We start from the raw sequence: 13,832 nt of genomic DNA on the forward strand, positions 1-13,832 counted from the left end.
CAGTAGAGGCAGTTGTTAACGCACTTGCTGGTAAGATAAAGAGGGGCAAAGAGGACGAGCCTGTTACCATAGATCGCCTTCTTTACCTCTTCGGCGGTGCTGTAGAGTAATTCCGTTAACCCCTTGTCTTTGCACTGAAGCAGGATGGCAGTCTCTTCCGGAGTTAAACCAGTCAAGCACTTTGCTTTTTCTATGATGCTTTCAACTTCTTTATTAGATGCGTTCCGCGTTCTGTGAAGGATGATGTCAATTTCATTCGAAAATAACCTTTCAAATCCCCCTCCTTCGACAAGCTCAGGACAAGCTTTACCCCCCCTTTCTAAAGGGGGGAATGTCTCCCCCTTTGAAAAAAGGGGATTAAGGGGGATTTTTTCATCATCCTTTGTAATCCTGGCGTTCACTTTCACATCATGCTCAGTAGCGCCACCGGTCATTCCTATGTCTGTCGGCGCCCTGCCGAGGGAATACAGGAGTGAGATAGTTTCTGATATCCTGTCCTTGATGTCTTTACCCTTTTCTCCCTTGCCTGGATATATTGAATACAGTTTACGATATCTGTCCGGGGTAAGATTTATCATCATGGAGTTACCGCCTGCCATAAGCGCCCTCTCTGCCCCTTCCCTTCCAAACAGTGTCTCTACTGCAGATGTAACAAGTATATTCCCGTCATGATGGACAAGCCTTGTTACGGCAATGACCTTGAGCATTGTGTCGAGATCTGTTGTCCTGACTGATGCAAGCGGTGTCTGCGGGTGTGCAATGAATGGACCAAAAGAATACATCTCCGTGCCAAAAGACCTGGCGAGAAGTATATCATTCAGGAGATCCTCTTCACTCTGACCTGGAAGTCCTATGAGAGACCCGGTCGAGATTATGTAACCTGTATCCCTGATCGCATTCAGGGTCCTTAGCCTGTCCTCATAATTAAGCGTTGAATGAAGTTTACTGTAGATGTCCCGGTTTGATGTCTCAAATCTTAAAAGGACACCCCTCGCACCTGCCTCATATAACTTCCTGTAGCTCTCCTCATCCCTCTCGCCAATACTTAGAAATACAAGGACTCCATGCTTATCCTTTATGCCCCGTATAATCTCTGACAGCCTCTCAGTGGTATAATAACCATCTTCACCTGACTGGAGCACAAATGCCCGGAATCCTGACTCCTCTGCTGATGACGCCGCTGTATCAATAATCTCATCTGCGGTCATCCTGTATCTCTCTATCCTGTCATTATCCAGCCTTATACCGCAGTATGCGCAGTCGTTCTTACATATATTTGAAAATTCAATTATCCCGTGTACACAGGACGAATTCTTATGAACCTTCTGACGTACCCTGTTGGCACTACTGTAGAGAAGGTTTAGTTCATCCCTATCCCTGCACCTCAATAGAGTAAGCACTTCTCCTCTGGAAAGCTCTGCCCCTTCTTCTCCTTTGGATATTATCCTGCCGATATCTGTATCACACCTGACCAACGGAGAACTCTTTCCTGCAAGAAACTCATCACGATCTTTTAACTTGAAGAATATTTCCTCCCATTCATCAAGAATGCCGTGGGCCTCCTCAGGCTCGAGGGCCTCGACGATAAAACCTCCCTGCGCATAGACATAGTCCCCCACATTGATATTTCCGGCATCAACAAGGGCTGTCTTCTTCTCGCCGAAATATTCTATAAGTGCGGTATTATTGTTGATCTCTAATACTTTTCCAGGAATGGCGTAGCACATGTTGTAAACCTGTTATCCATAAAAGGTATGCACCAACTGAAGGCGTGTTTCTCTGACCCTCTCTGATATTATCTTTGCTACCCTTCTCATGACGAGAAAGCCCATATGATAGTCCTTCTCTATTATGTCCATCAGCTTCCTTCTATCCACAGAAAAAACCGTGGAATCAACAACGCTCCTTGCCGCTGCAGTTGACTTGTATGGTTCCACTATGGCAGACCAGCCAAATGGCTCGGCAAACCTTGAAACTGTAAATACACTGAGGTATTTACCATTACCTACCTTAATGTCAATTGAGACCTTGCCATTTTTTAATATGTAAAGATTATCTGCCGGCGCATCTTCAACAATAATATAATCGCCTGCGTGATAGTTTTCTTCACGGCATATTCCCTGAATCAATTTTATCTCGTCATCTGCAAGATCTGAAAAAAACTCGATCCTTTTTAAGTCATCAAGTGAGATCATGATTTATACCCTCCTGATTCAGGCAGCATCAGGTCTGCCCGACCAACTTGCTCAACTGCCTCTTTAATTAAGTTTACTGCCTGTGGTATCAATCTCCTGCATTCCTGTGACAATCCAATGCCTGGTGCAAGATTGACGGCATTAATGCCTACAATCGAAATCTCAGGGATAGTCATCCCTAATGTCTGCATTAGTCTCACGACAGACGACAATTCCGTCTCATGAAGAGAACAATTGTCTTTGTCCCGTGTCATCCCGAACCTTTGTCCTGAACTTTTTTCTGTATTGTTTCCGGCTCTCTTCGTCTGTGACCCTGAAACAAGTTCAGGGTTACAATGCTGAAGCCTCATGACCGGTACTTCTGAAAACATTCCACCTTCGACCTTTACCGCATCAACCACGATTACCCTCTCGTAACCTGACATCAGGTCTATCAGGCCGACCCCGGGAGTCCCTCCGTCAATCAGGTCAACACATTCCGGTAAATCTGATCTCATCAACTCATTGACAATCTCAATACCTGCCCCGTCATCTCCCATTAGAGGATTGCCCAGTCCAATTATCAGGAGCCTGTCTTCACTCAATGAATTTTACCTCAAGGAAATGTGTAGAGCATGAAATGCATGGGTCATACGCCCTGACGAGCATCTCAAGCCTTTTTTCTATATCACTCTTTGGCATCTCCAGAATTGAAGGGACCATAGCCTCTATGTCCTTTTCTATATTCAGGAGGTTCTGTGCTGTAGGTATTATGCAGTTTGCAGACCTTATGATCCCCTTATCATCAATCCCGTATTCATGATAGAGGGAGCCTCGGGGCGCTTCTACTACACCAAACCCTTTTCCTTCATTCCCGTTGCCGGGGACAGACTTTAAATCTGTTCCCGAAAATGGCGGCGAAAAAGGGGCCGACGACAGATTAGCATCAAGGATATCCAATATCTTGAGGGAATCGTAAATGGAATGAACACATTCAATGACCTGCCCAATGTTATTCATAAAAGGATTCGTACATGGTGGGACAAAACCAAGCCGTTCCGCCGCTTCTTTTGCCTTTTCTGAAATCGAGGCATAATTGTTATTAAGCCTTGCGAGGGCGCCAACCATAATTGAACTGTCTCCTGAGCGCACCTGCTTAGCCGTGGAATAAGTTACAACATTTTCATTTATAAACTCTTTGTACCGCTGGACCTCAAGCTGAGGGTTATCCTTAGCATATAATAGCCCGTCGTAAAGGGCATACTCATCTTCATTCCGGATAGAGCAATATTTTGTAGGCCTGTTGAACTCAGGCATCCTGTGCTCTTCAAAGAACCTCACAGTCTCTTCCATGTCAGGGATCATACCCTCTAATATCCTTCGAACTTCAGCAAGGTCTTTAGATGCAGGTGGTTTTGTAAAGCCGCCGACAACCATTCCTATCGGGTGAATGTGTCTTCCCACAAGGACCTTGCAGATATCATTGGCAGCCTTCTTTAATCGAAGACCACGCTTTATTATATCAGGATGTGATGCTGCAAGCGGTATTACAGAACCTTCACCAAACAGATCAGGGGCTACAAGGAGATATATGTGAAGTATATGGCTCTGCAGGAGTTCCGCATGCAGCAGTATCTTTCTTAAGAGAACAACATTTTCAGAAGGAATAATCCCGAGGGCATCCTCGCAGGCCTTGATCGAAACGGTTGTATGGCTGATAGCACATATCCCGCATATCCTCGATGTAATAGGGGGGGCCTCGAGGATATTACGGCCCAGGAGCATTACTTCAAAGAAGCGGGGTGACTCAACTATCTCAAGACGGAGCTCTTCTATCCTCCCCTCTTTGATGTTAAGAACGATGTTGCCGTGCCCTTCAACCCTTGTTATATGTTTTATATTGATATCATGTGACATTATAGTTCCTTACAAAATATGGTTTGAAATGCACGCCCTGCTATATGTTAATAATTTCAAGTCCATTAAATATGTTAAGCTTCGACCTGATCTCTTCCAGTGAGTGTCCCTTTTCCATTAATATGTTAACAAGGGATTCAATATTAGGCGATGACGTAAGCCCCCGGCATCCTGCACATGGGTCCCTGAATGTCGGACATATTGCACCACACCCTGCGCGGGTCACGGAACCAAGACACCACTTTCCCTCTTCAACAAGACATACATTGCCCCTGGACCGGCACTCTACGCATACAGGATAGTCAGGAAGCCTTGGTTGTATCCCGAGGAGCAATGACTGCACAAACCTCAGGAACTCCCCTTTATCTATTGGACAACCCGGAATAACAAAATCTACCGGGACTATATCCTTAATCCTTTTTGTCAGCATAGTATCAGAGAAAAGGTCACTCCTCCCGTAAACAGCCGGGAGCCATGAGTCCTGGGGGTGAAGGTTCTTTAAGGCATTTACCCCGCCAAGGTCTGCGCAAGCGCCAAAGGCAACCAGTACCTTTGCCTTTTCCCTTATCTCTTTTAACTCCTCAATATCAGACTCCCTTGTAATGGATCCCTCTATAAAGGCAATCTCATAGTCGTCCCGTTTTTCGTCAATCGCCTCCCTGAAGTTGACGATCTCTATAAAACCTAACAGGGTTGGCAGCTCCTCTTCGAGGTTCAGTACCTGGAGCTGGCAACCCTCACAGCTTGAAAAGCTGAAAAATGCGACTTTTGGTTTCATACGAAAATAACCTTTCAAATCCCCCTTTTCTAAAGGGGGGAACCTGATTTCCCCCTTTGAAAAAGGGGGATTAAGGAGGATTTTATCGCTACATTGCTTCCTGCAGTTTCCTTGCGTCCCTGTAAGACAGAACAGGCCCATTCTGGCACAGATAAATCCCGTTTATCTGACAATGTCCGCACTTCCCTATGCCGCAGCGCATCCTTCTCTCAAATGACATGAATATATTTCCCTCAAAGATACCCTTTGAAAGGAGCTCAGCGACAACAAACCGGTACATAACCGGAGGCCCAACTACTGCCGCAATAGTGTTCAGGGGGTCTACATCAACATATTTAAACAAACCCGTAATAACTCCAACATGCCTTGTCCAGTTTGTCTCTGCAAGATCAACCGCGATATATGTATCTACAGAAGAATCATTCTCCCACTTCATTACCTCTTCTTTAAATAAAATGTCCTGCGGCCTCTTTGCGCCAATCAGGATCGTGACCTTTCCATACTTCCATCTGTGATGGATGACATAATTTATCAGGGATCTGAGAGGTGCCAATCCGAGCCCGCCGGCAACTATCAGTATGTCTTTACCGTGGATTCTCTCTAATGGGAATCCATTACCGAATGGCCCCCGTATCCCGATACTGTCATGTAATGAGAGTTTGTGAACAGCCCCTGTAAGATTCCCTGCTGAACGGATACAAAGCTCAAATGTCTCACCCGAGTCAAGTGGGGAAGAGGTAATTGAAATAGGGGCCTCACCTATGCCGAATATCGAAAAAATGACAAACTGGCACGGTCTGTACTGAAGACTTCCACCTTCATTCATCCTGATGGTAAATAGTTTTTCCTTGTCCGTCAGTTGTCTTATATCAACAATCGTAGCAGGTCTTGGTAATAGATTAGATCTCTCCATGCCCCTTTTTCCTTTCCATGACATGGTTAAAAATATCAATGATGCTTATATCTGCTATACAGTGCTCAATGCACCTGCCACATCCTACACACCCCGACCTTCCGAACCTCTTTTTAAGATAGACCTCTTTCTTAAAAACCCTGTGCCTCACCCTTTCTGCAGCACTATCCCGGAAATTCTCACCGGAGGCAACCTGACAGAAACTTTGTATCTGACAACCATCCCATCTCCTGTACCTTACTCCCATTTCCATATCAGGACATACCTCATCCACGACATCAAAACAGTAACAGGTAGGACACACAATTACGCAGGCCCCGCACGAAAGGCATTTCTTGCCCTCAGCCTCCCATATGGCATCGTCATATTCATCCTTCAGGACATGTGAAAGCCGGTTAATATCTCCATGAATCTTCTTCTTAAATGCAGAATCCCTCTCCCAGTTGGTCTTCGATAAGTCTGTCTGGTCAGAGTACCCTGCCTTGATAAAGACATTACTCTTCTCTATGATTGTATTTCCAATATCAGTAGCAGCAGTGACATAAAACCTGTTCCCTAAATCTGTAAAAAGGATATCAAAACCTTTATCTGCCTTGTGATAACCCTTGTCATAGCAAAGTATATTCTCCCTGCACGGACAGGAACAGTCATAGCCGATTATTATGGACGACCTCCTTCTCGCAAGATAATTCGTATCCGCAGGTTCTTCGGCAAGTACCTCATCCATTATGTTTATGGCATTAATATCACAGGGATGAACAAATAAAAGCGCCTGATTGCGGAAGGCATTAACCGGTTTAGCCTCCGTGAGGTCGCTAAGTTTAAACCGCAGCAGAACTTCATTGTTAGGATAAATCCATTTTATCGGGGGGAGGATTGTCGTGTCATAATTATACACTATCCTGGAAGGGTCATCTACCTGCTCAAATATATAACGGTTATCCTTCTCTACAGGTGCAATCACATCATAGTCTTTCAGGAGCTCAAGGATGAATTTCCCTACATCCCCATATTCAATAACTGCATCCATAAAAATTTCTCCGGAATTATTGCCTGAGAATTGGCAGCCCCCCGATGAACGATGTTAACATAATTCCACCATTCATCCCGGCTTAATAGAATAATTTCATTATATATTGATAATTTGATCTACTTTACATACTTCAGGACAATATCATGATTGTTTACCGCATTCAACTTCTTAAACAAAAAGTCAAACTTGTCTTCAAGCTCCTGGCCAATGGTCTTTATTACTTCTTCCGGAAGCGTCCAGAATTTTTCCTTGAAAGGACCAAACCCCTTCTTACGCGTCTTGTAAATAAACTGCTCATCAGACTCTCCGGCCTTTTTCTCCTCGGCACAAGCCTGTCTTAAATGACTATAAATTTCTTCCTTAAGCTCACTCGGGAATACCTTGCTGTCATAAGTCATATTCTGAAACCCTGTCGCAAGGTGAACCTCCGCTGTGCTGGTTTCAGGAAACCTGTGAAACGCCTCGTCCGGCAAAGTTGATGCCCCGTGCTGAACAGCGCCTGATAAGCCATATTTTTCTCTCGCAACTTTTGAGATATTCGCGAGTGTATCAAAGTCAAGTTTCACCTTTGCTACGGTGCCGTCAGGAAGTGGAACGCCTCCATGGGTAGTACCTGTCTGAACACTAATCTTGCTAATCCCCTTCAATGAAGCCCCCTTGGCAGCAAGGGAATTTTTATATCCATCCATAAATGCGCATAGTTCTTCAACCGTGCTGTTCTTTCCTCCTACCTCACCAATCTCTCCGCCAACTGAAACAGTAATACCCTCAGGTTCAAGTTGTCTAATATGTGCAGTAAGTTCTGCAGCAATCTCAAAATTAAGGCGCTGCTGCCCTTTGAGATCAGACTGGGACAGGTCAACCAATGTAGAGGAATCTATGTCTATATTGTAAAATCCTGCTTCTATAGCCTCTTTGATAAGGCTCTTCAGTCCTTCAACTTCCTTTTGAGGGTCCTGCTGATACTTTTTAGCATTAGCCTGGAAATGATCTCCCTGTATGAACACGGGCCCCCTGTATCCCTCTTTGACCGCAGCAGCCATCATAACCACTGCATACTCATCAGGAGACTGCCCTGTGTAACTTATCTCTGACTTTGCTATCTCAAATATGAAAGTCCCTGAATTGTTCTTTTTTGCTGCCCTTATCACAGCCCTTGCCACATCGTAGCTGAGTCCCCGGATATTAATGGCTGGGACCGTAAAGCCGCTCACATCACCCCGCCCCATCGCCTCATAAAGTCCCTGAATAGATGAAGGCTTTGCACCGAGCTCCTGTGCAATTGCCCGTATCAGCCACTTAACCATACCACGGATCTCCGTGCTGTCATTAAAAACCGCATTAAAGACCAGTTTGTCTATAAGTTTATCCCTTACAGCTGCTTCATCTTTCACCTTAACCTTGCTGTCATCTATTTCTGTAATACCTTTTAATGACTCAAAAACTTCCTCAACATTCTTGTATCCCATAATTCACCCCCGCTTTTTAAAATTAAAGTTTATGAAAACCTTTACATTATTCTCAAGTCTATGTCAGCGATTCTATCAACTACTATATCAGCCATCTTTAATCTGTCAGGATTGTACGTATTCGTGACCGCGGCACAGCGTATTCCAGCCGCTTTAGCCGCCTCTACGCCCGCTATGGAATCTTCTATCACCAAACAATCAGCAGTCATTATCGGCTGAGCACTTATTTCATTTAATCTATCAAGCGCCTTGTTAAAACACTCCGGATTTGGTTTGCCTTCTCTCACATCCTCGGCACTTACTATTATACTGAATGCTGATCTGATCCCTGCTCCTTCAAGAATAAATTCAATCTCATGACGCAGGGCGCCTGAAGCAATAGCAAGGAGATATTTCCCATATGAAGCCTCTATGAAATCCACTACCCCGGGATAAATAAAAAGGTTATCTTTTATATAATCCATAAGGTATACAGTCTTTTTATCTATGAGAGATTGAATAACCTCAAGGTTTGAATCAATGCCGTTTGTTTTCAGCACTGTACTGAAACAACCCTTATCATCCATGCCAAGGTAAATCTCGTAATAATCTTTCTCACTTATTGTCAACCCCATTTCTCCGAGGACCTTCTGGAACATCTTCAGGTGGACTGGTTCGCTATCGGTTATGACACCATCGAAATCGAAGATAATGGCCTTTAGCATGAATAAGGCAATATACCATGAATTTGCAAAGTATTGCAATATCCTGAAGCGATGACTTATAATACCCTTTATGGATTCGATGATTCTTGAGACATTGGCTGTTGGACCATTTCAGTCCAATGTGTTTATACTCGGCGATGAGGAGACAAGGGAAGCTGTTGTCATTGATCCCGGAGATGATGTCCAGGACATCCTGGAAACCCTTAAAAAGTATTCCCTGAATCTTGGAAAGATACTGCTTACGCACGGCCATATAGATCATGTCAGCGGGGTAAAATCATTAAAAGAGGCAACAGGGGCAACTGTATTCCTGCATAAGGGAGATATTTTCCTATATGAACAACTCCCTACGCAGGCATCTTTTTTTGGTATAACTGCTGATGAAATCGTACAAATAGACAAGATCCTTGAAGATGGCATGGAGATAGGCGAGGGGTGTCTCAAGTGCAGTGTAATCCATACGCCTGGACATACCCCGGGAAGTGTCAGCTTTTATTTTCCTGAGGGTGTAGTATTTACCGGTGACACACTTTTCAGGTGGAGCATAGGCAGAACAGACCTGTGGGGAAGTTCACACGAAGAACTGATGTCATCCATTAAAGATAAGCTCTTTAAGCTTGATGAAACAACCAGGGTGTATCCTGGCCATGGCCCGGCAACAACCATTGGCTCAGAGAAACGGGATAACCCTTTTTTAAAAACACTGATACTATGACACCAGTCAACAATTCCCTCTCTCTCAGGAATATAGCGGAGGAAAGAGAGTAGGTCTAATGCGGGTGAGCAAAAAAGGAGCATGTATGGTACATGACGACTCAGAACATGATCATGATAATGACGGCAGGAAGGTAAAATGCCTGTCTTGCGGAAGTCCCTATGAGGGTTTCTTCTGCTTTGACTGTCATTCACTCCTTTCCTTCTCCGGAGATATGGACTATTTTACAATGCTGGAGGTTGAGAAGAGGCCTGTTATAGATACAAACTTGTTGAAAGAGAATTTCCTGAAATTGAGCGAGAATGTCCATCCTGACAGGTATTATAATTCCTCCCGTGATGTACAGGAACTTGCACTGAAATCGTCGTCCTTACTCAATAAGGCATATTCGACTTTAAAAGATCCTAAAGAACGGATAAGATACCTTATAAGCCTGGAAAACGACAGGGAGGCGCCTGTATCAAAGCATGCTTCAGCAGAGACAATGGAGTTTTTTATTGAGGCCAGCGATGTATGCAACAAAATAGATAAATTTGCAAAGGAAAAGGACAGAGATGAAAAAACAAGGCAGGATCATCTTAAGAAATTAAATGAGCTTAAGGAAGAAACCGGGAGCAAGTGGGAAGGTGTATTGAGGGAGATCGCGGCGCTGGATAAGGAATGGCTTTCTGACTCAAATGACAGCAGGAAATTAAAGGTACGCCGGCTGACAATATTGTCGCACGAACTCTCCTATCTATCCAAACTGCAGACTTTGATTGATGAGCTGATAGTAGCAATTAGTTAACAGGCATCGCCTGCTTTTAGTACGATAAAACCCACAAGAGGTGTTTTCAGAATGGGCAGAATAATAGGCATAGACCTTGGAACCACAAACTCAGTAGTAGCCATTATTGAAGGCGGGAAACCTGTTGTCATTGAAGATGCTGACAGACAACGGCTTACTCCCTCTGTTGTTGCCTTTACCGGAGGGACAGAGCCTGTGATAGGACACACTGCCAACAGACAGCGCGTACTGAACCCTAAGAAAACCGTCTATTCTGTAAAGCGATTCATAGGAAGGCGGGGCTCTGATATTAAGGATGAGGACATGTTTGTCTCATATCCTGTTGCCGGCAGCGGGGATGAACCTGTCAGCATCGTGGTTGACGATAAGCGCTATCTTCCTGAAGAAATTTCCGCCTTTGTATTGCGTAAACTCAAAAAGGATGCCGAACGCTTTCTTGGCGATACGGTAGACCGTGCGGTAATAACTGTCCCTGCATACTTCAATGATGCCCAGCGTAATGCAACAAAAAAGGCCGGTGAGCTTGCCGGACTCAAGGTAGAGCGGATCATTAATGAGCCGACTGCAGCAAGCCTTGCGTATGGCGTTGACAAGCGACTAAACTCAACAATCGGGGTTTATGACCTTGGCGGAGGAACCTTTGATATTTCCATCCTGGAAATAAAAAACGGCGTCTTTCAGGTCTTATCTACCTGCGGTAACACACGGCTTGGAGGAGACGACATAGACCGTCGTCTGATAGATTTCCTGCTTAGCCATATAGCCGCCGGCGGCGGCGGTGACCAGTCAGGTGATCTGATGGTTTTAAGCAGGATCAGGGAAGAGGCTGAAAAGGCAAAGTGTGCATTATCCTTCCAGGAGGAAGTTGAAATATACATGCCATTCCTGACCTCATCGTTCAGCTTTAAATATAAACTGACCAGAGAGGAATTTGAGGGGCTTGTCAGCGATATCATTGACCGGACAAGAAAACCATGCCTGCAGGCAATGATGGATGCCAAACTGACACGGGATGATATTGACGAGGTCATACTTGTCGGCGGTTCAACGAGGATTCCATTGGTTCAACAGCGGGTCGAAGAAATCTTCGGAAAAAAACCCAACCGGTCTATTAATCCTGACGAGGCTGTGGCATTGGGGGCCGCCATCCAGGCCAGTGTCATGTCAGGCCTGATATCAAATCTTTTACTGCTTGATGTTACACCGCTTTCTCTGGGTATTGAGACCTACGGCGGCTTCATGAATGTCATAATTCCAAGAAATACAACTATACCTACAAGGGCCGGAGAGCTCTTTACTACAGCAGTGGATAACCAGTCTGCAGTAACGATACAAATACTTCAGGGTGAGCGTCAAATGGCTTCTGATAACTGGTCACTCGGGACTTTTGCTCTCGAGGACATTAAACCTGCTCCCGCAGGTGTTCCCAGGATAGGGGTCCAGTTTACCATTGATGCAGATGGGATCCTCCATGTGCTCGCAAGGGATGTCAATACAGGGAAGGAAAAGGCTGTTCACATGAAGTCCACGATTGATGTACCGCAGGAAAAGATCGAAAAGATGGTCAGGGATTCAATAGAACATAGGAAAGAGGATGCTGCCAGGAAAGAACTGTTTGATGCAAAGACGGAGGCGGATAAGGTGCTTTCTGCAACAAGGAAGGCGCTCGATAAATGCAGTCATTTATTGACAGAGGAAGAAAAATCTTTGATTGACGGGACGATCAACAAGACTGAGGCAGCCATAAACAGTAACGATACAACAGGAATTAAAGAATCCACAACTGAATTAAATCAGGCAACAGAGCATTTAGCGACGCTGCTACTTGGGGAAACGGCCAAAGAGGTGGTGGAGAAAAAAGCAGGAAACAAATAAATGTTTCTTTGCAGGATGATAGAATGAAAAATATAATGCCATACAAGGGTATTTATCCAAGGATAGATGACACAGTCTTTCTTGTCGAATCAGCAATAATAATAGGTGATACAGAGATTGCTGAATACTCCAGTGTCTGGTTTAATGCCGTCATACGAGGTGATGTCAATTACATCCGGATAGGCAATCGCACAAACATCCAGGACCTGTGCATGCTGCACGTTACAAAGAACACCCATCCCCTTATCCTTGGCAATGAAATAACAGTCGGGCACTCTGTAACACTTCATGGATGTACTATTAAGGACAGGTGCCTGATAGGTATGGGCGCAACCATTCTCGACGGCGCTGTTGTTGGCGAAGACTGCATCATAGGCGCCGGCGCCCTTGTTACAGAGGGAGCTGTAATTCCTCCGGGGACACTTGCAATCGGATTCCCGGCTAAACCAAAACGCGACCTTACTGATGCAGAAAGAGCAAGAATAAAACAATCAGCGCAGAATTACATAGACTATGCAAAAACTTATGGTTTGTAATAGCTCATCGTGTTCATCTTCCTTATATGAAATCTGTTATTCCCCGTAGTATCACCAAAATAATTAGGATTTATTTTTTTTAGTTCACCTTTCACACTTTGGAGGCCTTTATCTCAGCCATCAGTTTCTACATAGTCTTGGTTCTCGAATTTTCAGAACTATTTTCATCCAGTCCAAACCTGTTAGTGACGGTTGAAAGCAAACGCTTTTAAAAGCATAAAACATCGCGGTGTGAAGATTTTGGAACTTATCAATTAACAAATAAAATAAAATGTGATAGGATTCTTGCGAGTTGAAAGCAGATCCTGATATGTTATCAGGTATCGAGGATAGCAATGTTCGAAAATATAAAAAAGAAGGGTTTCCAGGTTCTTGCACTGCATCATGCAGAAGCTATCCTCAAACATGATATGAGTGCTGCAGTTAATGAACTGGAGGCTGTGCTCCTCGACGTCACTATTCCTGTCGAGGAACTCGTTTACGGCGGAGGTGGGGAAGGTGAACTGACACAAAGAATTAGAAAAATGCTTGCCAATAAGTATGTTTGGAAAAAACACATTTTTGAGATAAAAAAAATAGTTGATGGAGCGGAAAAGGAATCAATCTCTCATGAAATAGATCACGTTAAAATATTTCCTGGAGGCACTTTTGCCCTTGAAATAGAATGGAACAACAAGGATCCATTTTATGATCGTGATCTGGAAAACTTTAAACGTCTACACGCTGATGGTGTGATTTCAATTGGCGCTATTATTACACGTGGAACCTCGCTGCAAGAAGGCCTGCGTGAGTTAATTGAAGCGTTTGCACGAAAAGAAGGAATAGATAAAATCAGTAAACTATCTAAATTTTATGATCCGACCCAGCGACAAAAAGAAATTATTCAACGAGCAGTAAAGTCAAAAGGTTCTTTCGAGCAAGGTTGGGCGCA

At 44.3% G+C, this 13,832-nt stretch carries 14 protein-coding genes; 5 read left to right on the plus strand and 9 right to left on the minus strand.

The window, feature by feature from the left end; translation table 11 throughout:
- The 9 genes from hydE to IT392_09315 all read right to left on the minus strand — a co-directional run.
- Nucleotides 1–1,727 (minus strand): [FeFe] hydrogenase H-cluster radical SAM maturase HydE (hydE, locus tag IT392_09275; protein MCC6544677.1); only part of this gene is annotated, 1,727 nt, incomplete at its 3' end.
- Nucleotides 1,728–1,739: 12 nt separating this feature from the next.
- Complete coding sequence (locus IT392_09280) at nt 1,740–2,195, minus strand: cyclic nucleotide-binding domain-containing protein (protein MCC6544678.1); 456 nt, start codon at nt 2,193–2,195, stop codon at nt 1,740–1,742.
- Nucleotides 2,192–2,779 (minus strand): hydrogenase maturation protease, encoded by a 588-nt coding sequence (locus IT392_09285; protein MCC6544679.1) that lies wholly within the window; start codon nt 2,777–2,779, stop codon nt 2,192–2,194. The genes IT392_09280 and IT392_09285 overlap by 4 nt, the downstream gene beginning before the upstream one ends.
- On the minus strand, nt 2,772–4,091 hold the full coding sequence (locus IT392_09290) for a Ni/Fe hydrogenase subunit alpha (protein ID MCC6544680.1): 1,320 nt from the start codon (nt 4,089–4,091) through the stop codon (nt 2,772–2,774). Before IT392_09290 ends, IT392_09285 begins: the two co-directional genes overlap by 8 nt.
- Before the next feature lie 40 nt (nt 4,092–4,131).
- Complete coding sequence (locus IT392_09295) at nt 4,132–4,869, minus strand: NADH:ubiquinone oxidoreductase (protein ID MCC6544681.1); 738 nt, start codon at nt 4,867–4,869, stop codon at nt 4,132–4,134.
- Between the two features lie 88 nt (nt 4,870–4,957).
- On the minus strand, nt 4,958–5,806 hold the full coding sequence (locus tag IT392_09300; GenBank protein MCC6544682.1) for an FAD/NAD(P)-binding protein: 849 nt from the start codon (nt 5,804–5,806) through the stop codon (nt 4,958–4,960).
- Complete coding sequence (locus IT392_09305) at nt 5,769–6,812, minus strand: 4Fe-4S dicluster domain-containing protein (protein ID MCC6544683.1); 1,044 nt, start codon at nt 6,810–6,812, stop codon at nt 5,769–5,771. The genes IT392_09300 and IT392_09305 overlap by 38 nt, the downstream gene beginning before the upstream one ends.
- A gap of 119 nt (nt 6,813–6,931) precedes the next feature.
- The gene (locus tag IT392_09310; protein ID MCC6544684.1) at nt 6,932–8,284 is read right to left on the minus strand and encodes a class II fructose-bisphosphate aldolase; all 1,353 of its coding nucleotides are present in this window, start codon (nt 8,282–8,284) and stop codon (nt 6,932–6,934) included.
- 41 nt (nt 8,285–8,325) lie between these two features.
- Complete coding sequence (locus IT392_09315) at nt 8,326–8,988, minus strand: HAD family phosphatase (GenBank protein ID MCC6544685.1); 663 nt, start codon at nt 8,986–8,988, stop codon at nt 8,326–8,328.
- 79 nt (nt 8,989–9,067) lie between these two features.
- Between IT392_09315 and IT392_09320 the strand changes: the two genes are divergently transcribed.
- The 5 genes from IT392_09320 to IT392_09340 form a co-directional block, all read left to right on the plus strand.
- A complete protein-coding gene (locus IT392_09320) occupies nt 9,068–9,703 on the plus strand; it encodes an MBL fold metallo-hydrolase (protein ID MCC6544686.1) in 636 nt (211 codons plus the stop codon).
- 64 nt (nt 9,704–9,767) lie between these two features.
- Nucleotides 9,768–10,490: a Fe-S protein assembly co-chaperone HscB gene (gene hscB / locus IT392_09325; protein ID MCC6544687.1), complete on the plus strand. Its 723-nt coding sequence runs from the start codon at nt 9,768–9,770 to the stop codon at nt 10,488–10,490.
- Between the two features lie 51 nt (nt 10,491–10,541).
- Complete coding sequence (gene dnaK, locus IT392_09330) at nt 10,542–12,365, plus strand: molecular chaperone DnaK (GenBank protein MCC6544688.1); 1,824 nt, start codon at nt 10,542–10,544, stop codon at nt 12,363–12,365.
- A gap of 23 nt (nt 12,366–12,388) precedes the next feature.
- Nucleotides 12,389–12,901, plus strand: a complete 513-nt coding sequence (locus IT392_09335) for a gamma carbonic anhydrase family protein (protein MCC6544689.1) — start codon at nt 12,389–12,391, stop codon at nt 12,899–12,901.
- Nucleotides 12,902–13,236: 335 nt separating this feature from the next.
- Nucleotides 13,237–13,832 (plus strand): restriction endonuclease (locus IT392_09340; protein ID MCC6544690.1); only part of this gene is annotated, 596 nt, incomplete at its 3' end.

It is taken from the genome of Nitrospirota bacterium, assembly GCA_020846775.1.
In the GTDB taxonomy this organism is placed as follows: Bacteria; Nitrospirota; 9FT-COMBO-42-15; order HDB-SIOI813; family HDB-SIOI813; genus RBG-16-43-11.

Bases quoted from the DNA above. Each gene is read 5' to 3' on its own strand.
- IT392_09280 (MCC6544678.1), bottom strand. From the start codon at position 2,195: ATGATCTCACTTGATGACTTAAAAAGGATCGAGTTTTTTTCAGATCTT.
- IT392_09290 (MCC6544680.1), bottom strand. From the start codon at position 4,091: ATGTCACATGATATCAATATAAAACATATAACAAGGGTTGAAGGGCAC.
- IT392_09295 (MCC6544681.1), bottom strand. From the start codon at position 4,869: ATGAAACCAAAAGTCGCATTTTTCAGCTTTTCAAGCTGTGAGGGTTGC.
- IT392_09300 (MCC6544682.1), bottom strand. From the start codon at position 5,806: ATGTCATGGAAAGGAAAAAGGGGCATGGAGAGATCTAATCTATTACCA.
- IT392_09305 (MCC6544683.1), bottom strand. From the start codon at position 6,812: ATGGATGCAGTTATTGAATATGGGGATGTAGGGAAATTCATCCTTGAG.
- IT392_09310 (MCC6544684.1), bottom strand. From the start codon at position 8,284: ATGGGATACAAGAATGTTGAGGAAGTTTTTGAGTCATTAAAAGGTATT.
- IT392_09315 (MCC6544685.1), bottom strand. From the start codon at position 8,988: ATGCTAAAGGCCATTATCTTCGATTTCGATGGTGTCATAACCGATAGC.
- IT392_09320 (MCC6544686.1), top strand. From the start codon at position 9,068: ATGATTCTTGAGACATTGGCTGTTGGACCATTTCAGTCCAATGTGTTT.
- dnaK (MCC6544688.1), top strand. From the start codon at position 10,542: ATGGGCAGAATAATAGGCATAGACCTTGGAACCACAAACTCAGTAGTA.
- IT392_09335 (MCC6544689.1), top strand. From the start codon at position 12,389: ATGAAAAATATAATGCCATACAAGGGTATTTATCCAAGGATAGATGAC.